Origin of the sequence: Mesorhizobium sp. CAU 1741, assembly GCF_039839275.1 — a bacterium.
Classification (GTDB): Bacteria; Pseudomonadota; Alphaproteobacteria; order Rhizobiales; family Rhizobiaceae; genus Aerobium.
In genome coordinates this window covers 479,419-500,071 of record NZ_JBDOQP010000003.1, presented here as the reverse complement: position 1 = coordinate 500,071, position 20,653 = coordinate 479,419, and the positions used below count along the sequence as shown (strand labels likewise).

At 63.5% G+C, this 20,653-nt stretch carries 23 protein-coding genes; 9 read left to right on the top strand and 14 right to left on the bottom strand.

The features are described from left to right. Window positions 1–5: 5 nt before the first annotated feature. The 4 genes from AAFN84_RS16125 to AAFN84_RS16110 form a co-directional block, all read right to left on the bottom strand. Window positions 6–1,019 (bottom strand): endonuclease/exonuclease/phosphatase family protein, encoded by a 1,014-nt coding sequence (locus AAFN84_RS16125; RefSeq protein WP_347515622.1) that lies wholly within the window; start codon window positions 1,017–1,019, stop codon window positions 6–8. A gap of 39 nt (window positions 1,020–1,058) precedes the next feature. Continuing rightward, window positions 1,059–2,561 (bottom strand): AMP nucleosidase, encoded by a 1,503-nt coding sequence (locus AAFN84_RS16120; RefSeq protein ID WP_347515621.1) that lies wholly within the window; start codon window positions 2,559–2,561, stop codon window positions 1,059–1,061. A 93-nt stretch (window positions 2,562–2,654) separates the two neighbouring features. Then, on the bottom strand, window positions 2,655–2,813 hold the full coding sequence (locus AAFN84_RS16115; RefSeq protein WP_347515620.1) for a hypothetical protein: 159 nt from the start codon (window positions 2,811–2,813) through the stop codon (window positions 2,655–2,657). A 122-nt stretch (window positions 2,814–2,935) separates the two neighbouring features. Continuing rightward, window positions 2,936–3,277, bottom strand: coding sequence for a DUF2147 domain-containing protein (locus tag AAFN84_RS16110; protein ID WP_347515619.1), 342 nt, complete (start codon window positions 3,275–3,277; stop codon window positions 2,936–2,938). A gap of 416 nt (window positions 3,278–3,693) precedes the next feature. Between AAFN84_RS16110 and AAFN84_RS16105 the strand changes: the two genes are divergently transcribed. Then, the gene (locus AAFN84_RS16105; protein ID WP_347515618.1) at window positions 3,694–3,951 is read left to right on the top strand and encodes a sel1 repeat family protein; all 258 of its coding nucleotides are present in this window, start codon (window positions 3,694–3,696) and stop codon (window positions 3,949–3,951) included. A gap of 150 nt (window positions 3,952–4,101) precedes the next feature. Here AAFN84_RS16105 and AAFN84_RS16100 read toward each other — a convergent pair whose 3' ends face one another. Next, window positions 4,102–6,042 (bottom strand): acetyl/propionyl/methylcrotonyl-CoA carboxylase subunit alpha, encoded by a 1,941-nt coding sequence (locus AAFN84_RS16100; protein WP_347515617.1) that lies wholly within the window; start codon window positions 6,040–6,042, stop codon window positions 4,102–4,104. Window positions 6,043–6,251: 209 nt separating this feature from the next. On the opposite strand from AAFN84_RS16100, the gene AAFN84_RS16095 reads away from it, so the two are divergent. Beyond that, window positions 6,252–7,175: a transglutaminase family protein gene (locus AAFN84_RS16095; RefSeq protein WP_347515616.1), complete on the top strand. Its 924-nt coding sequence runs from the start codon at window positions 6,252–6,254 to the stop codon at window positions 7,173–7,175. Here AAFN84_RS16095 and AAFN84_RS16090 read toward each other — a convergent pair. Then, window positions 7,170–8,000: an alpha/beta hydrolase gene (locus AAFN84_RS16090; RefSeq protein WP_347515615.1), complete on the bottom strand. Its 831-nt coding sequence runs from the start codon at window positions 7,998–8,000 to the stop codon at window positions 7,170–7,172. The genes AAFN84_RS16095 and AAFN84_RS16090 overlap by 6 nt on opposite strands. A gap of 112 nt (window positions 8,001–8,112) precedes the next feature. Here AAFN84_RS16090 and AAFN84_RS16085 point away from each other — a divergent pair, with 112 nt between their 5' ends. Beyond that, entirely contained in the window at window positions 8,113–8,709 is a 597-nt protein-coding gene (locus tag AAFN84_RS16085; protein ID WP_347515614.1) for a DUF922 domain-containing protein, read from the top strand. Next, entirely contained in the window at window positions 8,699–9,406 is a 708-nt protein-coding gene (locus AAFN84_RS16080) for a DUF4336 domain-containing protein (protein WP_347515613.1), read from the top strand. Before AAFN84_RS16085 ends, AAFN84_RS16080 begins: the two co-directional genes overlap by 11 nt. 5 nt (window positions 9,407–9,411) lie before the next feature. Here the strand turns inward: AAFN84_RS16080 and AAFN84_RS16075 are convergent, their stop codons facing one another. Then, a complete protein-coding gene (locus AAFN84_RS16075) occupies window positions 9,412–10,620 on the bottom strand; it encodes an NAD(P)/FAD-dependent oxidoreductase (RefSeq protein WP_347515612.1) in 1,209 nt (402 codons plus the stop codon). Between the two features lie 340 nt (window positions 10,621–10,960). Here AAFN84_RS16075 and minC point away from each other — a divergent pair, with 340 nt between their 5' ends. Genes minC through AAFN84_RS16055 form a run of 4 tightly spaced genes read left to right on the top strand, consistent with a single transcriptional unit; the run spans window position 10,961 to window position 13,050 of the window. Then, a complete protein-coding gene (gene minC / locus AAFN84_RS16070; protein ID WP_347515611.1) occupies window positions 10,961–11,704 on the top strand; it encodes a septum site-determining protein MinC in 744 nt (247 codons plus the stop codon). Window positions 11,705–11,735: 31 nt separating this feature from the next. Beyond that, complete coding sequence (gene minD / locus AAFN84_RS16065) at window positions 11,736–12,551, top strand: septum site-determining protein MinD (RefSeq protein ID WP_347515610.1); 816 nt, start codon at window positions 11,736–11,738, stop codon at window positions 12,549–12,551. After that, window positions 12,548–12,814: a cell division topological specificity factor MinE gene (gene minE / locus AAFN84_RS16060; RefSeq protein ID WP_347515609.1), complete on the top strand. Its 267-nt coding sequence runs from the start codon at window positions 12,548–12,550 to the stop codon at window positions 12,812–12,814. The genes minD and minE overlap by 4 nt, the downstream gene beginning before the upstream one ends. A gap of 41 nt (window positions 12,815–12,855) precedes the next feature. Continuing rightward, window positions 12,856–13,050 (top strand): hypothetical protein, encoded by a 195-nt coding sequence (locus tag AAFN84_RS16055; protein WP_347515608.1) that lies wholly within the window; start codon window positions 12,856–12,858, stop codon window positions 13,048–13,050. Between the two features lie 43 nt (window positions 13,051–13,093). On the opposite strand, the gene AAFN84_RS16050 is transcribed toward AAFN84_RS16055, so the two are convergent. Beyond that, window positions 13,094–13,501 carry a DUF6220 domain-containing protein gene (locus tag AAFN84_RS16050; protein WP_347515607.1) on the bottom strand — a complete coding sequence of 136 codons (408 nt, stop codon included), beginning with the start codon at window positions 13,499–13,501 and terminating at the stop codon, window positions 13,094–13,096. Between the two features lie 52 nt (window positions 13,502–13,553). After that, the gene (locus AAFN84_RS16045; protein WP_347515606.1) at window positions 13,554–14,546 is read right to left on the bottom strand and encodes an NAD(P)H-binding protein; all 993 of its coding nucleotides are present in this window, start codon (window positions 14,544–14,546) and stop codon (window positions 13,554–13,556) included. Window positions 14,547–14,645: 99 nt separating this feature from the next. On the opposite strand from AAFN84_RS16045, the gene AAFN84_RS16040 reads away from it, so the two are divergent. Beyond that, window positions 14,646–15,539 (top strand): LysR family transcriptional regulator, encoded by an 894-nt coding sequence (locus AAFN84_RS16040; protein WP_347515605.1) that lies wholly within the window; start codon window positions 14,646–14,648, stop codon window positions 15,537–15,539. A 74-nt stretch (window positions 15,540–15,613) separates the two neighbouring features. On the opposite strand, the gene AAFN84_RS16035 is transcribed toward AAFN84_RS16040, so the two are convergent. The 5 genes from AAFN84_RS16035 to AAFN84_RS16015 all read right to left on the bottom strand — a co-directional run bounded on the left by AAFN84_RS16035 (window position 15,614) and on the right by AAFN84_RS16015 (window position 20,617). Further along, on the bottom strand, window positions 15,614–16,630 hold the full coding sequence (locus AAFN84_RS16035) for a TRAP transporter substrate-binding protein (protein ID WP_347515604.1): 1,017 nt from the start codon (window positions 16,628–16,630) through the stop codon (window positions 15,614–15,616). Between the two features lie 107 nt (window positions 16,631–16,737). Continuing rightward, complete coding sequence (locus AAFN84_RS16030) at window positions 16,738–18,345, bottom strand: carboxyl transferase domain-containing protein (RefSeq protein WP_347515603.1); 1,608 nt, start codon at window positions 18,343–18,345, stop codon at window positions 16,738–16,740. 21 nt (window positions 18,346–18,366) lie between these two features. Next, on the bottom strand, window positions 18,367–18,804 hold the full coding sequence (locus tag AAFN84_RS16025; protein ID WP_347515602.1) for a DUF1622 domain-containing protein: 438 nt from the start codon (window positions 18,802–18,804) through the stop codon (window positions 18,367–18,369). 39 nt (window positions 18,805–18,843) lie between these two features. After that, window positions 18,844–20,007: an isovaleryl-CoA dehydrogenase gene (locus AAFN84_RS16020; RefSeq protein ID WP_347515601.1), complete on the bottom strand. Its 1,164-nt coding sequence runs from the start codon at window positions 20,005–20,007 to the stop codon at window positions 18,844–18,846. Continuing rightward, on the bottom strand, window positions 20,000–20,617 hold the full coding sequence (locus tag AAFN84_RS16015; RefSeq protein ID WP_347515600.1) for a TetR/AcrR family transcriptional regulator: 618 nt from the start codon (window positions 20,615–20,617) through the stop codon (window positions 20,000–20,002). Before AAFN84_RS16015 ends, AAFN84_RS16020 begins: the two co-directional genes overlap by 8 nt. Between the last annotated feature and the right edge of the window lie 36 nt (window positions 20,618–20,653).

Genomic DNA, 20,653 nt, shown 5'->3' with positions numbered 1-20,653 from the left:
ACGTCCTAGTGCCCCAACGATGCCTGCAGGACGCCACGCAGCTTTTCTTGCGGCAGCACGTTGAATTCGAGCAGCACCGGCCGGTGATCTGAAGCCCCTTCCGCCGTCGTGGTGACGGAAAGCGGCATCACGGCGCCCTTAACTAGGACGTTGTCGAGCGGCAATCCGATCGCGGGCCGCATCCACGCCGGCAGCCGGGCGTTCAGCCATGTCGGACCGATGCCACGCAAGAGTCGCGCGCCGCTCGCGGCCTCGACCCGCCGCGCGGTTCGGCTCCACGGCACCGAATTCAGATCTCCCGCCACGATCGCCGTATGGCCCAACTGCGCCAGCAGCGGCTCGACACGCGGCACCTGCCAAGGCTGTTCGAACGGCCACGGCCAACCGAGATGGAGCGCCACGACCTCGACGACGCGGCCGCCGAAGTCGATGGTTGCGTGCGCGAAGGAGCCCCGGTCACCGCAGGAAGGCTGCGTGCCATGGGCGAAGGGGCGCCGTGACAGGATCGCGACGCCGCCGATATGGCCGCGCCGCTCGCAGATCATTTGGAATGGATAGGCCGCCTCCAGCGTCGCCAGTCTCGCCCGCCACGGCGCCGAGACCTCGTTCAGCGTCAGCACGTCCGGCCGCACCCGGGCGATCAGCGAAAGCGTTTCTTCAGGCCGCCGGTTGTCGAAGCGAAGATTGGCATGGAGGAGGCGGTACAGCGCCTCGTGTCCGCCCGCCTCCGTAGTGGAGGCATTGACCGTCGAGAAGCGCGGCAGCGAAGGCAGCCCGATTGTCTGCACGATGGCGGTGGCCCCGAGCGCCACCGCGAACAGTGCTTCGGGCCACAAGCGCGCCAGTAGAAGTGGCAAGGTCGCGGCCAGCAGCAGCGTGGCGAGATGCACGCGAAAGTGCGAGAAGGAATCGAAGGCCGGATGAAGCCATCCCAGATAGCCGAACACGATTGCCGCCGCTATCGCCAGCAGTGTCCCAAGTCCCGCAAGCCTGAGCATCGTCGTCGTTTTTCGGTTCATGCCACCGCACTGGCCGCAGATTTGGGCAGCGTCAAGACTTTACAGGAACGCGGTCTCGGAGAAACTTCTCAGCTTGCGGGAGTGTAGCCGCTCCGGCGGCATCTCGGCCAGTTTCTCCAGCGCCCGGATGCCGATCGTCAGATGCTGGGATACCTGGCGCTTGTAGAACTCGGTCGCCATGCCCGGCAGTTTCAGTTCGCCATGTAGGGGCTTGTCCGATACGCACAGCAGCGTGCCGTAAGGAACGCGGAACCGGAAGCCGTTGGCGGCGATGGTGGCCGATTCCATGTCGAGCGCGATGGCGCGCGACTGCGACAGTCGCTGGACCGGGCCGCGCTGATCGCGCAGTTCCCAGTTGCGGTTGTCGATCGTCGCGACCGTACCGGTGCGCATGATGCGCTTGAGATCGTAGCCTTCAAGGCCTGTTACCTCCTCGACGGCCTCCTCGAGTGCCACCTGCACTTCCGCCAGCGCAGGTATCGGCACCCACACGGGCAGGTCGTCGTCCAGAACATGATCCTCGCGCACATAGGCATGGGCAAGCACGTAGTCGCCCAGCGCCTGGCTGTTGCGCAGACCGGCGCAGTGCCCAAGCATCAGCCAGGCATGCGGTCGCAGCACCGCGATGTGGTCCGTGATCGTCTTGGCGTTGGACGGCCCAACGCCGATATTGACCATGGTGATGCCCGCATGGCCCGGCTTGCACAGATGATAGGCCGGCATCTGCGGCATGCGTGGCGGCGTGGCCCCGTTGTGCGGCGAGGATTCACCAGCCAGCGTCTTGACGTTTCCCGGTTCGATGAACGCCTCGTACCCACCGCCGCCTTCGGCCATCAGGTTGCGCGCGAGAACGCAGAACTCGTCGATATAGAACTGGTAGTTGGTGAACAGCACGAAATTCTGGAAATGCGCCGGGCTGGTTGCCGTGTAATGCGACAAGCGGTGCAGCGAATAGTCGATGCGCTGCGCGGTGAAGGGGGCGAGCGGCGCCGGCTCGCCCAGCGGCGGCTCATAAGTGCCATTGGCGATATGGTCGTCGGTGCTGTTGAGATCGGGGACATCGAACAGGTCCCGCAGCGGACGATGAATCCGGTCCGCCACCGATGCGTCGACATGCGTGCCTTCGAGGAAGGCGAAATGCACCGGAATCGGCGTCTCGGACTCGCCGATCGTCACCGGTACGCCGTGATTTCGCATCAAAAGCCGCAATTGCTCGTGCAAGTAATTGGAGAACAGGTCAGGACGGGTGATCGTCGTGGTGTAGTGGCCAGGAGCCGGCATGTGGCCATAGGCAAGCCGGGTGTCGACCTGACTGTAGGAGGTGGTCGTCACGCCCACTTCGGGATAGTAGGCCCGGTAGCGGCGGTTCTGGTCTTCGCCTTCTGCAAGCGCATCGAAAGAATCACGCAGGAAAGCGGTGTTGCGCTCGTAGATCGCCTTCAGCGCGCCAACGGCCTCTGCCGCGTCGTTGAAGCTGCGGCGTGCGATCGGCTCGGGTGTGGAGATCGATTCGATGGGATTTGGGTAGATTCGCTTTTCCATGACCCATTATAGGGACTTGCATATGACGTTTCGAGGGGTCCAAAGGCGAATTCCGGCTTGAATCAGTTTCGCGCGAGGCGGCGCAATCGACGTTCAGCGGCAGGCCGACACGCCGCCGGAATCGCACATGCTGAACAGTGACTGGGTGGCATGGATCGGCGCGACCCGGCTCGTCTCGGCGACGAGCGTGGCAAGGCCCATGCCGAAGATGGCAACCAGCAGGCATACGATCGAAAAGCGGCGGGCAAGCATCGGTTATCTCCCTCGTTGATGGGGAGATAATCGCCCAACCTGACTGAACCGGCGCTGAGACGCCTGTTCATCCAGCGTTCAACCTCGTTAACGGAGGGTGCGCGGGCTGCCGTTCGCTCAGGCTATTGACGCTGCCAGTTCTGCGTGCGGCAGAACACCATCGCCACGCAGCCCTGCATCGCCAGCCGGTTGCCGTCCAGGGTCGCGTTTCCGGAATAGGATTTGTCCTCGGCCGGGTCGGTAATCGTGCCCTTGTACTTGCCGCTGCCGCTCGCCTGCATCTGGCCGATGCGCTTGCCATTGTGCTGCCCGCTGCGCAGCGTGATCGTAAAGCCGCCGCCCGACGCTGCGATCTGGGCGGTCGCGCCGCTGTCGGTCTTCCAGTTGCCGACGATCGGGTCCGCGAGCGCTGGGCCGGCGACTGCCAGCGTCATTGCCACCGCGAGTGTCCATTTGCCAAGCATGCTCTTCCTCCCTGTCCGGTCTGTGGATTGAGCGCGTGAGCCGGACACGTGTTTTACGCGAACGTAAGCGTAAGCCAGAATCGCGGCCGGCGAAAGATGTTCCGGGAGCCGCTTCGCACCTGCTTTTTCTCGCCGTTCGGCGATCGGTCCAAAAGACCCATCGTGCGCGTGGTTAGCAGAGGGTTGCCATGGGCATGGAGGATTTTCATCGATTTTTCGACAAAAGCCGGGGAATCCAAGGGCGCCGATGCTTAACAAAATCCAAGCTTTACTTCTTGTTTTAGTTTTGTTTTCCGCAAATTAAGCACGCCATTTAACGACGGATTCAAGGCTCCCGGGCATTCTTCAGGACAACGGAAGGCAACGACCGAGCGGGTCTGAAGCAGCCTTCGGGATCGAACACAGGGAACAGGAAAATGGCGCGTTTCGAAATGCTTGAAGCCGGCATCGGCTCCACTGCCCAGGCGGAAATCCTCTTCGAGCTGGGACTCATGTATGCATCTGGCCGCGACTGCGATGTCGATCTCGTCGCCGCCCACAAATGGTTCAATATCGCTGCGATCAAGGGCTCGGAACGTGCCGCGGAACTGCGCGCCGAACTCTCCGCCGCGATGACGAAGACCGATATCGCCAGGGCGTTGCGCGAAGCGCGGGAGTGGATGACCATCCACTGAGACTGACGGCTTTCAGGTTACACAGGGCGGCGACAGACAAGAAAAGGTGCGGGGCACGCACAAGGGACTGTCGGGCAGGAAGAGGTCGCGACCGGAGGCAACATCCGGCGCGGCCTTTTCATTTATGGATGGCGTGCCTGCAATCGGCGATCAGTCGCCCGAATCGACAAAGCGCGCCAGCACGGTGCCGTCCGTCACCTGCGCGCCTTCCTGCGCGATCTCCGCCACGACCCCGTCATGCGGCGCGGTGATCGTGTGTTCCATCTTCATCGCCTCCAGCACCAGCAGTGCCTGGCCCTTCACGACCGTGTCGCCGGCGGCGGCGCGCACCAGCTTGACCAGGCCCGGCATCGGCGCACGCAAGGCGTCGCCGCCACCCGTCACCGCTTCGGCCATCGCGAACGGATCGGCGACCGCGAAAGTATGGCTCGCCGCACCGGCGAAAACCGTGACATGCCCCGGCCATCGCGCCGCAGCGGTGCGCGGGGGCGTGACGAAGGGGCCGTCGCCGTTCAGTTGCACGCGTGCATTGCCGTTCGCCGCCACGGTGAGTCGCGCGGAAACGACATCCTCGCCATGCGACAGCGTCACCGACTTCACCAGCGGATTGAAATGCGCGTAGCCCGCCAGCGCGTCCCAGGGGTCGTCGGCGCCGGGGTCGACGGCGACGTGTCCTGCGCTCGCCGCTGCGGCCGCCACCTGGGCGGCTGACGGCAACGGCAAAGCAGTCAGAGCGGCCTGCTTTCGCGCAATCAGCCCCGTGTCGACATCTCCGGCGGCGAACTCATCGTCTGCAGCCAGCGCCGCCAGAAAGGCGGTGTTGACGACGGAGCCTGCGATTTCGGTCTTCGCGAGCGCTTGCGACAAGGCTTGCAGCGCGCCTTCGCGATCCTGCCCGTGCACCACCAGCTTGGCGATCATCGGGTCGTAGAAGGGCGAGATCGGGTCGCCTTCGCGCACGCCGGTCTCGATCCGCAGGGTTTCAGTCTCTGCCGGGAACCGAAGATGGTGCAGCGTGCCGATCGCCGGCAGGAAATCGCGGGTCGCGTCTTCCGCATAAAGCCGCGCCTCGAATGCGTGGCCGTCAAGCACGACGTCCTCCTGGCGCTTCGGCAACGTTTCGCCGGACGCGATCCGCAACTGCCATTCCACGAGATCGATGCCCGTGACCATCTCGGTGACCGGATGCTCGACCTGGAGCCGCGTGTTCATCTCCATGAACCAGAATCGGTCGGGTCGCAGCCCTTGCGACGCGTCCACGATGAACTCGATCGTGCCCGCGCCCCGGTAGGAGATCGCCTGCGCCGCCTTTACCGCCGCGTCGGTCATCGCCGCGCGCATTTCCGCAGTCATGCCGGGCGCGGGAGCCTCCTCGATAACCTTCTGATGCCGCCGTTGCGCCGAGCAGTCGCGCTCGAACAGATGGACGACATTGCCGTGGCTGTCGCCGAAGACCTGCACCTCGATATGGCGCGGCTTGTCGACATACTTTTCGACCAGCACACGGTCGTCACCGAAGGCCGCCTTTGCCTCGCGCTTTGCCGCCGCCAGCGCTTCGGGGAACGCGTCCGGGTTCTCGACCTTGCGCATCCCCTTGCCGCCGCCGCCGGCACGCGCCTTGATCAGCACCGGATAGCCGATCTCGTTGGCCTTGGTGGCGAGAATGACGATCTCCTGGCCTTCGCCGTGATAGCCGGGTACCACCGGAACGCCGGCCTTCTCCATCAGGCGCTTGGCCGCATCCTTCAGCCCCATGGCACGTATCGACGCCGCCGACGGGCCGATGAAGACGAGCCCTGCCTTTTCCACCTTGTCGACGAAGTCCGGATTCTCCGACAGGAACCCATAGCCGGGATGAATCGCCTGGGCGCCTGTCTGGAGTGCAGCTTCGATGATCCTGTCGGCGACGAGGTAGCTCTCCGATACGGGCGACGGGCCGATATGCACAGCCTGGTCGGCCATCTCGACATGCAGCGCCCTGGCGTCCGCGTCGGAATGGACCGCGACCGTGGCGACCCCGAGCCTGCGAGCGGTCCGGATGATGCGGCACGCAATTTCACCGCGATTGGCGATCAGGATCTTCTCGAACATGGACATGTCTCCTCGGCATGCCATGAGAAAGAGCATTTTTGGACGAACTTGCAAAGCCCGCCGTTCGGCGGGGTTCAGCAAGGCATGGCAGCAGGTCTATGTCTTTTGATAATGGTCTGAGATTATTGAACTTTTAACCATCTTGGCGAGGGAACCAAAGGCCCCGGATCGAATTATCGTGGCAGCGTAGCGTCTGAAGGGAGGCCCTCATGCTGATCCGCGTCGGGTACAAGATCGCCATCGAAGTCGAACAACCAACCCCGCTCTACACTCTCATGGAAGTTCATCCGGACCGCCGCGACGATGTCCTGTGGTCGCGGCCCGCGCTGGGCAAGACCCAGAAGGATGCCCGGCCATTCACGGACGTGTTCGGCAATTCCTGCCAGCGTCTCGTCGCCAAGCCAGGCGTGACCTTTCTTGGATACGATGCCGTCGTCGAGGATTCCGGCCTGCCCGACCCGACCTATCGTGACGCCGAGCAGATTTCTCCTGATCAGTTGCCTGACGAGTGCCTCACCTATCTGCTCGGCAGCCGCTACTGCGAGACAGACAAGCTGATGAGCCGGGCCTGGCAGCTTTTCGGGGATACCGAACCCGGGTGGGCACGTGTCCAGGCGATCTGCGACTTCGTCAATTCGCGGCTGAACTTTTCCTACGGCTTTGCGCGCTCTACGCGTACGGCGCTTGAGGCGTATGACGAGCGTGTGGGTGTCTGCCGCGACTTCGCCCACCTCGCCATCGCCTTCTGCCGCGCGATGAACATCCCCGCACGCTATGTGAATGGCTACATGGGCGACATCGGCATCGAGCCAGACCCCGCTCCGATGGATTTCAACGCCTGGTTCGAGGTTTATCTCGGCGACCGGTGGCATACCTTTGATGCACGTCACAACGAGCGCCGCATCGGGCGCATCGTCGTCGCGCGCGGTCGTGACGCCGCAGACGTCCCTCTGCTGCACACGTTCGGACCCCACCGCCTGCAGCGCTTCGAGGTCTGGACCGAGGAACATCAGGGTGCGTTGCCGATCGAGGTTCCCCATTTCCGCCGTCGCGAGGGCAGCAGCCGTTACGGCCCGCCCGGCCGTTCGCCGCGCGATCTCGGGCAGGGTGACAACGTCACCTACCTGCTATGACGCATCTGCGCTCTTGGCGAATTCCGCGAGGAGCGCATTGAACGCTTCGGGCTTCTGGAGAAACGGGGCGTGTCCTGCGCCCTTCACGCTGACCACGCCTTTCGGCCACAGAGCGGCGTAGTTCAACGTGTCGAAATAGCCGGGCTGGATGAACACGTCGCCCTCGCCATTCACGATCGCCAGCGGCACGGTGCTGGTGGCGACGATCGCGCGTTCGTCAAGCGCCCGCCCTTCCATCACCGACGAGAACATTGTCTCGCGCGCCCGCCCGTCCGTCCGTCTGCACATCGACAGCAGATGCGCGTTGACGGACCCGTCGACGGCCGAGGTATGGCTTGCATAGTTGACGACATCCTCTTCCGTGAAATCACGCTTCCCGGTCAGGTTCTCTGCCGCGGGATCAATGTTGAATCCCGCCATCAGGCTTTCCAGCTCGGGCGTCACCGGCGGCGTTCCGGAAATCATCACTCCGGCGGCATCGAAACCGCTGCCGATCATCTCCAGCGCGATATGGCCGCCGAGTGACCAGCCGAAGATGACTGGCTTGTTCAGGCCGAGTTTGGCGGCTGCCTCGGTGGCCATTTCGGCATAGCCGCCAAACGTATAGCTTCGGGCGGGGTCTTTCGCATCCTCGGACGCGCCGTGGCCGGGCAGGTCGATCGCTACGATCCGGTAGCCGGCCAGGCCAGGCGCTTCGAACTGCCGTTCGAAAACCTCCTTGCAGCTCGAGTTTCCATGCAGCAGCAGGATTGCGGGTCCGTCCGCGCGCGACTGCATGTAGGAAATCACGCCGTGGCGCGTCTCAATTGTGCCGGTATCCGCCATCATCTGCTCCCCTGATAGTGCGGGTGAACACTAGGAGAGCCTGCCTGCCACGTCCAGCAGTTGCGGCTGCCGCCGAACTGGTTGAACATGGGGCGCGCGAGGAGGCGTTTGCATGAGTGCGATGACACGAGCGGTCTCTGCCTTTGCCATGGGGTTGATATCCACGGCTGCGATGGCGGACTGGAAGCCGGTGGAGCAGGTCGAGCACTACAACGTCACCGGGCGCTCGGGCATCGACCTGTATCGCTCGATCGGCCAGAACGGCCCGCAGGTCGGCGTCGGCCGCGTCATCGCCTATACCGACTTCAAGCTCTTGTGGTCGCGCGACTACCAGAACCGGGCCGACGGATCGTGCATACTGGCCTCCGCCAGACCCAGCCTGACGATCACCTACCGGCTGCCACGCGCGACCGGTGACATGCCCGAGGCTACGCGCCGCCAGTGGCAGGTCTTCAGTGACGGTGTGGTCGCGCATGAAAAGGTCCATGGCGCCTTCATCATCGACCTCGTGAAGGCGATCGAGGAAACCTCGATTGGGCTGACCGCGCCGAACGATCCCGATTGCAACAAGGTGCGGGCCGAACTGCAAAGCAGGCTGGGTCCCCTGTCGCAGCAGCAGCGCGCCCGAAGCCGCGACTACGACGCCGTCGAGATGCGCGAAGGCGGCAACGTGCACCGTCTGGTGCTCCAACTGGTCAATGGCGGGTAGCGGATCGATGCTTCAGCGCTTTGGCGACGAAATCTGGATTGCCGACGGGCCCAACGTGATGTCGATGGGCTTTCGATACCCGAGCCGAATGACCATCATCAGGCTCGATGACGGAACGCTCTTTGTCTGGTCGCCGGTCGCGATGAACGCGACGCTTAAGGCCGAGGTTGAAGCATTGGGCACGGTGAAGCACGTGGTGGCGCCGAACTCGCTTCATCATGTGTTTCTTGGGGAGTGGGCAAGCGCATTTCCTGACGCCCATCTGTACGCAGCGCCACAGCTTCGATCAAAATGCCCGGAGATCAAGTTCGACCACGATCTGGGCGATGTCGCGCCGGATGCTTGGGTTCGCGAGATCGACCAGGTTGCCGTTCCCGGCAATGCCATCACCACCGAGGTCGTGTTCTTCCATAAGAAGAGCGCGACTGTACTCTTTACCGATCTGATCCAGCAATTTCCGGAAGACTGGTTTTCCGGTTGGCGCCGGTTCGTCGCAAAATGGGATTTGATGGTGTCTCGGGAAGCGACCGTCCCGCGCAAATTTCGCATTGCCTTCACGGACCGCAAGCTTGCGTGTGCGGCGCTGCGTCGAATCCTGGAGTGGCCTGCCGACAAGGTGCTGATGGCGCACGGCGCACCTGTGATGACGGACGGCAGGAACCAGATTGCGCGCGCGTTCGCCTGGCTCAAGCCCTGACCGTGTCAGCCCTGGCGCTCGGCGATCGCCGTGCCGGCTGCCCAGCCCGACGACCATGCCCACTGGAAGTTGTAGCCGCCAAGCCAGCCGGTGACGTCGACGACCTCGCCGATGAAGTACAGGCCGTCGACAGCCTTCGCCGCCATGCTGCGTGAGTTGAGGCCGTCTGTGTCGACGCCACCCAGCGTTACCTCCGCCGTGCGATAGCCTTCCGAGCCGATAGGCATGATCTCCCACGCATGGATGGCCGAGGCGATCTCGCCCAGCCGGCGGTCGCTCGTCTCGCCGATCGCGCCCGTCCAGCGATGCACTTGCGCGAGATAAGCCGCCAGCCGCTTGGGCAGGATGTCGGCGATGGCGGTCGCGACCTGTTGACGTGGATTGGCGCGCTTGGCGGCGATCAGCGCAGCCAGAATGTCATGATCCGGCAGGAAGCCGATGCGGATCGGCTGGGTTTCTCGCCAATAGGATGAAATCTGCAGGATGGCCGGTCCCGACAGGCCGCGATGGGTGAACAGAAGCGCCTCGTCGAACGAAACCTTGCCACACGACACGCGCGCATCGGCAGCCACGCCGGCGATCTCGCGAAAGTCGGCAAGCATGTCCTCGCCGAAGGTCAGCGGCACGAGGGCAGGGCGCGTTTCGGTGACGGCCAGGCCGAACTGGCCGGCGATCTGATAGCCGAGCCCGGTCGCCCCCATCTTCGGGATCGACTTGCCCCCGCACGCGACGACAAAATGCCGGCAGGTAATTCTCGCCGCGCCCTCTCCACCAAGTGTCAAGGCAAAGCCAGGTTCGGTCTTGCGCAGGTCCTCCAGTGTGGTGCGCAGCCGCAGCTCACAGCCCACGGCTGCCATCTCGTTCTTGAGCATGGCGATGATGTCGACAGCGGAACGGTCGCAGAAGAGTTGCCCCAGCGTCTTTTCGTGCCAGGCGATGCCGTGCCGTTCCACCAGCGCCAGGAAATCATGCTGCGTGTAGCGGCCGAGCGCCGACTTGGCGAAGTGCGGGTTGCCCGAGAGGAAATTGCGTGCGCTGGTGCCCAGATTGGTGAAGTTGCAGCGGCCGCCGCCGGAGATTCTGATCTTCTCTCCCGGCGCCTTTGCATGGTCGACCACCAGCACGCGCCTGCCGCGCGAGGCGGCATGGATCGCGCACATCATTCCAGCGGCGCCCGCGCCGAGAATCACCGTGTCGAAGGTTTCAGTGTGCACGATTCGGCAAGGTCCGGTGGCGATTCGGGGCGATGGCGGTCCGCTGCAGGATAGTCTGGCACTGCCAGGCACCGCTTATCAGCTCCGATCGCCGCGAAAAAGTGCGCAAACCGCCGCCCGGCGCAGAGCGAAGCGGTCGCCGTCGGCCGGTAACATTTGATTTCAACGCATATGGGCGAGATAACAAACTGATTTCAAATCTAAAATTGCAATCGCCAGCGTTCCCGAAGGCTTCTTGAAGGCCCCCTTTTGACCGTGGCGCAGCCAGATCGGTGAGGAGTGATTTAACCTTCTGTTAACCAATTTCTCGATACACCTGAGCAACAGAAAATTTACCAAGATGACCGCGATGTTAACTCAACCCCGGCCGATCCGCCTCAAGGGGCGCTCCTTTCTTGCGCTTGCGCTCACCCCCGAACTGCCACTCGAAGACTGGCTGGTTCGGCTGGACGATCTCGCCGCCCGTTCGGCGGGCTTCTTCCTGCGCAGGCCTGTCGTGCTCGATATCGACGGACTGGACATAGACCGCGCCCAGCTTCGGGGGCTCGTGGAACAGCTTGGCACACGCAATGTCCGGGTCATGGGCATCGAGGGCGCGCGGCCTTCGCTTCTCGCGGCCGATCTTCCGCCGGCCATGGCGGATGGCCGGCCCGCAGCCGACATCGAGGAGCCCGCGCCTGAAGAGGCCGTGCCAGGAAGCGTTCCCGAGGCGTATGACAGCGTCGTCGCGGCCGAATCCCATTCGATCAGGGCGGTGCCGTCGATGCTGGTGACCCAGCCTGTGCGCTCCGGCCAATCGATCTTCTTCCCCGATGGCGACGTGACGATCGTCGGCTCGGTCGCATCCGGCGCGGAGGTCATCGCCGGCGGTTCGATCCATGTCTACGGCACGCTGCGCGGACGCGCGCTGGCCGGCACGATGGGCAACGCCGCCGCACGAATCTTCTGCCGCAGGCTCGAGGCCGAGCTCATTGCCATCGACGGGTTCTACAAGACCGCGGAAGACATGGAGCAGGACCTCAATGGACAGGCAGTCCAGGTCTGGCTCGAAGGCGAAGCGATACGAACGGGTACACTTGGCTGAGCCGCAGGCGGCCCCAAAACAGGAGAATTCTATGGGCAAGGTTATTGTGGTCACATCCGGCAAGGGTGGCGTTGGAAAGACGACGTCGTCCGCCGCACTCGGTGCCGCTCTTGCGCACAACGGCGACAAGGTCGTCGTAGTCGATTTCGATGTCGGACTGCGCAATCTCGATCTCGTCATGGGCGCGGAACGGCGCGTGGTCTACGACCTCGTCAATGTCATCCAGGGCGAAGCGAAGCTCACCCAGGCGTTGATCCGCGACAAGCGTCTCGAATCGTTGTTCCTGCTGCCGGCATCGCAGACCCGCGACAAGGACAATCTCACCCCCGAGGGTGTAGAGAAGGTCATCGCCGCCCTGAAGAAAAGTTTCGATTGGGTGATCTGCGACAGCCCGGCCGGCATCGAACGCGGCGCAACCCTTGCCATGCGGCATGCCGACATCGCGATCGTCGTCACCAATCCCGAGGTCTCCTCGGTCCGCGATTCCGACCGCATCATCGGTCTGCTCGATTCCAAGACGCTGAGGGCGGAGAACGGCGAGCGCGTCGAAAAGCACCTTCTCCTGACCCGCTATGACCCGGCTCGCGCCGAGCGCGGCGACATGCTGAAGGTCGACGACGTGCTGGAAATCCTGTCGATCCCTCTGCTCGGCATCATCCCCGAGAGCATGGACGTGCTGCGCGCATCCAACGTCGGTGCGCCGGTCACCTTGGCCGATGGCCACAGCGCTCCGGCCCGGGCCTACTTCGATGCGGCGCGAAGGCTTCGCGGAGAAGAACTGGCGATCGCGATCCCGGGCGAAAGGCGCGGCTTCTTCGACAAGATATTCGGAAGGAAGGCGGCATGAACCTGTTCCGTTTTTTCTCCCGGGAGCAATCCGCACCGGCTGCGCGCGAGCGACTGCAGGTGTTGCTCGCCCACGAACGCGCGGCGGTGGGCGGTGACTCCGAACTCGTCTCGAAACTGCGCGACGAGATTCTCAAGGTGATCTCCAAGCACATGAAGATCGATGACGACAAGGTCAGCGTGAAGATGGAGCGGGGAGCTCAGATGTCGACGCTCGAGGTCGACATCGAGATACCTTTCAGCGGCGGCAAGAAGGCCGCCTGAACGAAAAACGACGACCTCCGATAGTCACAGAAAGGGATACCATGACCCGACTAGCACTCCTTGAGAGACTGAAGGAAGTCCAGCAGATGCCTCGCTACCAGGGGCGCGACATCATGACGATCAGCGCCGTGCTTTCGAACCAGGCCCTGCAGCGGCACGTCGAGCTTTGCGAGGAGGCGGCGAGCGCGCCCCCGCGCATTGCGAAGGTCGTGGAGCCGCACGCCCGGACGGCCTGACCAGACAGGAACGGCGGCCGCCGTGGCGCGCCGCCGTCGATCGTCATGCAAGGGTTGCCCGGGTGCGGCGTCGCTCGACCTTTGCCAGAAGCGCGAGGCTGGCGCACAGCAGCAGCGCACCGTTTGCGGGATGAAGTGACAGCGGCAGGCCGGCGCCGCCAGCCGCCAGCACCACCTGCACGCCGTATAGCGCCGTCACGATCGCTGCCAACCATGCCAGGCCGCGCAGGCGCATAAGCGCAAGCGAGCCGGCGAGCAGCCCGATCGTCGGCAAAGCGATGGAAACGCCGATCGCGCCATGCAGCCCAAGCAGCCCCGGATCAAGAAACAGCCCCAGCCCCGCCGTCAGGAATTGCGTGAGAATGCCTGCGGGCAGCAACCATGCGAAGCAGGAAAACCAGAGCGGCGTTGCGTCGTGGGACTCGATGACGGCGTCATGGGACTTTTCCATCGGGCGTGACTTTCGTTTGGATTGGTTGATCGTTCGGAGAGCATGCTGACGTTCACGACGTCGATTGCCGCAGCACGAGCTGCGAAGTGCCTTCGAGGCAGCCCATCTCCACGAGAGTTGCCCTGACCGCCTCGTCGAGGGCCGTGCGCGGCTCCTCACCCACCAGGTCCACCAGTCGCCTGTTGTCGAAACGCATCGGATGCCGCCAGTAGGGCGCGATCTCGGCTGCCTCGCGCGGAAAGCCGCCAAAGACGCCGAGCGCCCGCATCAGCCACCACGGGAAGCCGTAGACACGCAGGTTGCGACCGCACACGCGCCGTACCGCATCGATCATTTGCATGCCGTCGGCATCATGGACGCCTTCGAACTGCACCCGTTCGAACGGCTTCAGGTTGGCCGGGTCGTCCAGCAGGCGCGCGAATGTTTCGGCGAGGTCGGGCAGGTATGCCCAACTATGGCCGCCGCCGCGGGCCGGGTTGACGATCCGCCTCACCGGCTTGCCCGGTGACACCATGGCCTGCGCAAACCAGCTCGAGCGCGCGCCCGGGCCGAAGAAATCGCCGGCTCTCAGGATGAGGGAGGGCACCTGCGGGGCTGCCTCCTCGAGCCGCATTTCCATCGCCGCGCGGATCTTGCCCTTGCGGCTGTGCGGCCGCTGCGGGGTCTCGGCGTCGATGACCGGCGTGGTCGCCGGATCGAAATTGTAGATCGTGCCGGGAAGCACCACGCGTGCGCCGCCGGCGGCCCGCGCCGCGGCGATCGTGTTATCGATCATCGGCAGCACCAGCGTGTCCCAGTTGGCATAGTTTGGCGGATTGACCGCATGCACGATGACTGACGCACCCTCCGCAGCGCGGATAACGTCTTCCCGAACCATGGCATCGCCCTGCACCCATTCGAAGCGTGCCAGCCCGCCCTGCGCTGCATCTTGCGGGTTCCGCGCCATGCCGCGGACCTGCCAGCCATGGCGCGAGAGTGCCGCTGCGATGGCGCTGCCAATGCCGCCTGTCGCGCCCAGTACCAATGCCCGCTTTTCCTGTTCCATCGTTTTCTCCTCGATGCGAGTGTCTCGATGGCGTGAATATGAGCGCTGGGCAGGTGAAAATGAATTGCAAACAATCCGACAGCAGCTAGAAACAAATCTATGAGCACACCGATATCATGGGACGATCAGCGCATTTTCCTAGCCGTCCTTGACGAAGGCAGTCTTTCCGGCGCCGCGAGGAGGCTGGGCCTGTCGCACCCCACCGTGCGCAGCCGCATCGAGGCACTGGAGCGGGAACTGGGCGCGGTGCTGTTCACGCGCTCGGTCAACGGCCTGACGCCGACGCAAACCGCACGGGCGCTCGGCGCGCCCGCCCGCACCATGGCGATGGCGTCCGACCTGTTCGTCCGCCAGGCCTCGGCGCCCGACAGGGAAGTCGCCGGCACCGTGCGCATCAGCGTGCCAGAATTCATGGGCGTGGAAGTGGTGCCGTCGATGCTTGCGACGCTGCGCAAGCAACATCCCGCCATCCAGGTCGAGCTTTCGCTCAGCAACCTGCCCGCCGACCTCCTGTCGCAAGAGGTCGATCTTGCGGTCAGGACTGTCGCTCCGAAGCAGGAGGCGCTGATCGCGCGCAAGGTGGCCACGATTCCGCTGGGTCTCTTCGCTGCGCGCAGCTACCTGGAAGATCGCGGCACACCCTCGACCCTCGCTGACCTCGCGGGCCACGCCTTCATCGGCCCGGACCGCAGCCGCGCCGATCTCGCGCTGGTCGGGCGGCTGGGCGAAGGCGTGTCACGCGAGCAACTGGCGCTGCGTACCGACAGCCACCCGGCGCAATTGGCCGCCGTGCGGGCGGGGCTCGGCATTGGCGTCGCTCAAACCCCGGTCGGCGCGCGCGATCCCAATCTCGTACGGATCATGCCGGACTTCGAGGTAGCGCAGATCGACACCTGGATCGTCACCCACGAAAACCTGGCCCGCGTCGCGCGCGTGCGCGCCGTGTTCGATTCTCTGGTCGATTCGTTCCTGTCTATGGGACGCCCGGCCTAGCGCCAGCGACACAGATAAAAAAAGGCAGGACGCGCGTAGGGCGCGTCCTGCCGATGCTGGTTAACGATGGTAGCTCAGTAAAGCGAGCCGGAAGCCTCGAGTGCCTGACGGTACTCGTCATAGATGACGTCGGGGTCCTGACCGGCCGCCTTCACATCGGCCTTCCACTGGTCGAGGAGCGGCGCCGCCGCGTCCCGCCACAACTGAACTTCATCCTCTGTTGGCTCGTAAAGCGTGTGCTCACCGGAATCGATCATCTTCTGACGGCCGGAATATTCGTTGTCGGCCCAGCCCTCGGAAAACTTCATCGACCATTCCGGGGTGCAGTGATCGTCGATCACCTGCTTGTCTTCCGGTGCCAGCGCGTCGTACTTCGCCTTGTTGATCAGGATCATCTGCGACGAAATGTAGAACGGCATGTCGAGATGATACTTGACCGCAGGGTCGATGCCGAAAATGTAGATCGAGTTCCACGGGAAGGTGATGGCGTCCGCGACACCGCGGGTGATCGCCTCGCGGGCTTCGGGTGCGGGAACCTGGACGCTGGAACCGCCCAGCATCGAGACGAAACGTGCCATCGTCGCATGCGCAGGACGAATGTTCTTGCCGCGGAAGTCCTCGGGTACCTTGATTTCCGTGTTCGCGTGGATCGTGCCGGGATCATGCGGATTGATGAGGCAGAACTTCATCTCCGGCATCTCGATCTCGGCATATTTGGCGTACCACTCGTGCAGCGCGCCGGAGCCCTTCTTGACTTCCTTCACGTGGAAGGGAATCTCGGCCAGGCTGTAGATCGGAAATCGCCCGGCCTGGTAACCGGGATTGACGTAGCCGATGTCGGCGATGCCGTCGCGGGTCATGTCGTAGTGGTCAGGTGCGGCACCCAACTGCGACGCGGGAAAGATGTTGATCGCGATGCGCCCGTTCGATGCCTCGGCGATGGACTTGACCCACGGTTCGACCCCCAGCGTGTGTACGGGATGCGTCGGCGGCAGCCAATGCGCCAGATCGAACTCGACCTCGGCGGCATGAACGGGCAGTGCGGTTGCGGAAAGCAGCGCGGCGAGCGCTAGGCCTCCAAGACGTGTCATGAATTCCTCCCTGAGTGGCGCGATCGCCGTCCGTTTCCTCCCGACGCGATCGCTCGGTGAGAAAATGTTATAGGCTAGAACTAAAGTCAACTGACCGAGCAAAGCTGCTACATCCGGAAGACGCCAAACTTCGTCTCCTTGATCTCCGCGTTCAGCGCTGCAGAGATGCTCAGAGCCAATACGTCGCGGGTTTTTGCGGGATCAATGATGCCGTCGTCCCAGAGCCGCGCCGACGAATAGAGCGGGTGCCCCTCGTGGTCGTATTTCATCAGGATCGGCTTGCGGAACTTGGCCTCGTCTTCCTCGCTCCATTCCTCGCCCTTGCGCTCGTATCCCTCGCGCTTGACCATCGCCAGCACGGTCGCGGCCTGCTCGCCGCCCATCACGGAAATTCGCGCGTTAGGCCACATCCAGAGGAAGCGCGGTGAATACGCCCGTCCGCACATGCCGTAATTGCCGGCGCCGAACGAGCCGCCGATGATGACGGTGAACTTGGGCACCTGGGCCGTCGCCACTGCCGTCACCAGCTTGGCACCGTCCTTCGCGATGCCGCCTGCCTCGTATTTGCGGCCGACCATGAAGCCGGTGATGTTCTGCAGGAAGACGAGCGGGATCTTGCGCTGGCAGCAGAGTTCGATGAAGTGCGCGCCTTTGACAGCGCTCTCGGAGAACAGCACGCCATTGTTGCCGAGGATGCCCACTGGCATGCCGTGGATATGGGCGAAGCCGGTGACCAGGGTCGTGCCGTAATTGGCCTTGAACTCGTCGAACTCGGAGCCGTCGACCAGCCGCGCGATCACCTCGCGCACGTCATAGGGCTGGCGTGAGTCGGCGGGCACGACGCCGTAGAGTTCCTCCGCTGCGTAAAGCGGTTGAATCGGTTTCCGCAAGGTCAACTGCAAGCGCTTGCTGCGATTCAGGTTTTTCACGATCCGCCGCACGATGGCGAGCGCGTGTTCGTCGTCGACAGCGTAATGGTCGGCGACGCCGGATTCGCGCGTATGAAGGTCGGCGCCGCCAAGCTCCTCAGCGGTCACGTCCTCGCCGGTTGCCGCCTTCACCAGCGGCGGGCCGCCGAGAAAGATCGTCGCCTGCTTGCGCACCATGATGGATTCGTCGGCCATGGCGGGAACATAGGCGCCGCCGGCGGTGCACGATCCCATGACGCAGGCGATCTGCGGGATGCCGGCTGCCGACATGTTGGCCTGGTTGAAAAAGATGCGCCCGAAATGGTCGCGGTCGGGAAACACCTCGTCCTGGTTGGGCAGGTTGGCACCGCCGGAATCGACGAGATAGATGCAGGGCAGGTTATTCTGGGCTGCGATCTCCTGGGCGCGAAGATGCTTCTTCACCGTCAGCGGATAGTACGTGCCGCCTTTTACCGTCGCATCGTTGACGACGATCATGCATTCTGTGCCTTCGATGCGTCCGACACCGGCGATCATGCCGGCCGAGGCGATCTCGTCGCCATACATGCTCCAGGCGGCGAACTGTCCGATTTCGAGGAATGGCGATCCCGTGTCGAGAAGCTGTGCCAGCCTGTCCCTCGGCAACAGCTTGCCGCGTGAGATGTGGCGTTCGCGCGCCTCGTCAGGCCCGCCGCGCTCGACGGTCGAGGCTTTCTCGGCGATGTCGGCGACAAGCTCCCTCATGATCTCGGCATTGGCCTTGAAGGTCTCGGAGGCTGGGGAGATCTGCGATTGGATGGCGGGCATTGCACTCTCACATGTTGTCGGTCAGCGCGGCGCGTCGTGCTGCCGCTTGCGTTCGATGTTGGCGATCTCACGATCCAGGAACCAGCTGATTGCGGATCGTATGAGGACAAGCCCACCGAGGAAGATCAACCCCTCGAGGCGAAAGGAGATCGCCGTTCGGATCACGTCTGCGACGATCAGCAGTTCGAGCCCTGCCAGAATGTAGCGAGCGAGCTCCAATCGAGCCAGGTTCTGCCGCTCCAGGCGGAGATCGCCACTGCCGGAACTGATTTCGCCGCGCACGATCCAATAGAGGAAACGCGCGGCGCCGATGCTCAGGATCGCGATGACGACGAGGTCGATCATCCCTGTGAGCAGATGTATCCACGGTTCTACCGCCGGAAAGGGCAGGCCAAAGCTGGGGTCATCGGACAAAAGGCTTTCCATCGGATCGAACTCTTGTATCGCGTCAACTGTCACGGAGCATCGCCGCAATGAAGCAACGCGGCAAGCGGTCCGCTACACCGCCTCGCTCATCATCTCCCGGCCGATCAGCCAGCGCCGGATCTCGCTCGTTCCGGCACCGATTTCGTAAAGTTTGGCATCACGCAGCAGGCGGCCGGTCGGATAGTCGTTGATGTAGCCGTTGCCGCCAAGAAGCTGGATCGCGTCGAGCGCCACCTGCGTGGCCTTTTCCGCCGCGTAGAGGATGCAGCCGGCAGCATCCTTGCGCGTCGTCTCCTTGCGATCGCAGGCTGCAGCCACAGCATAGACGTAGGCGCGGCAGGCATTCATCGTCGTGTACATGTCGGCCAGCTTGCCCTGGACGAGCTGGAACGAGCCGATCGGCTGGCCGAACTGCTCGCGCTCATGAACATACGGCACCGCCGCGTCGAGCGCTGCGGCCATGATCCCGAGCGGGCCACCGGACAGCACGACGCGCTCGTAGTCGAGGCCTGACATCAGGACCTCGACGCCGCGGCCTTCCTCGTGCAGCACGTTTTCGAATGGCACCTCGACGTCCTCGAACACGAGTTCGCCGGTGTTGGAGCCGCGCATACCCAGCTTGTCGAGCTTCTGGGCGACCGAAAAGCCCTTCATGTCGCGCTCGATGATGAAGGCCGTGATGCCGCGCGAATTCCGCTCAGGATCGCTCTTGGCGTAAACGACAAGCGTGCCGGCCTCGGGGCCGTTGGTGATCCACATCTTCGAGCCGTTGAGCAAGAAGCGGTCGTTCTTCTTGTCGGCGCGCAGCCGCATGGAGACGACGTCCGAGCCCGAGCCCGGTTCCGACATCGCCAGCGCGCCGACGGTCTCGCCGGAGCACAGTGGCGGCAGGTAACGGGTCTTCTGTTCCGCCGTGCCCCACCGATTGATCTGATTGACGCAAAGGTTCGAATGCGCCCCGTAGGAGAGACCCACCGATGCGGACGCTCGCGAGATTTCCTCCATCGCCACGACATGGGCCAGATAGCCTAGGCCGGTGCCGCCATGGTCGGGGTCGGCGGTCATTCCGAGCAGGCCCAATGCCCCCATCTCGCCCCACAGCGCCGCGGGAAACTCGTTTGACCGGTCTATGTCGGCGGCGACTGGTGCAACGCGCTCCTGGGCAAAGCGGCGCACCATGTCGCGCAGCGCGTCGACGTCCTCGCCGAGGCCGAAATTCATCACGTGATCATACATGGGGCGTCTCCCTTATCTCGCGTGCGCCTGCGAGGCGCATCGTCATCTTGTGGTAGGTATCCGTCACCTCTTCGACGGAAAGACGTTCGTCGGGCCTGAACCAGACGATCACGCCGGTGATCATCTGGATGATCGCCATAGCCGTCAGGGTCACGTCTTCCAGCGCGAATTGGCCGCTGTCGCTTCCGTCTCGCAGAATCTGGCGCAGTTCCTTCTCATAGGAAGCGCGCAATCGCAGGATCGCGCTCAGTCTTTCATGGGACAGGCTGCGCAGTTCCATGTTGTTCACATGGGTGGAATGGCGTCGAGCCACATGGAAGCCGATATGATTGCGCACGAAAGCGGCGAGGCGATGGACGGGGTCTATCTCGGCGGGCCGGGCATGCGACCAACTCTCGATCAACGCCGTCATGTGCGCCACCATGAGGTCGAAGAGAAGGTCTTCCTTGGTGGCGAAATATCTGTAGAGGGCCGCGGGCTGAACGCCGACCTGCGAGGCGAGCTGTCGCATCGACACGGCTTCGTAGCCCTGCCGCGCAATGAGGTTGACGGCCGCCTCGCGGATCGCGGCTTGCGTCTTTTCGCCGTGTGAACCTGTCGTACGCGCCATCGGCTCCTCCCGGCGCAATTAATAAAACGAACGTTC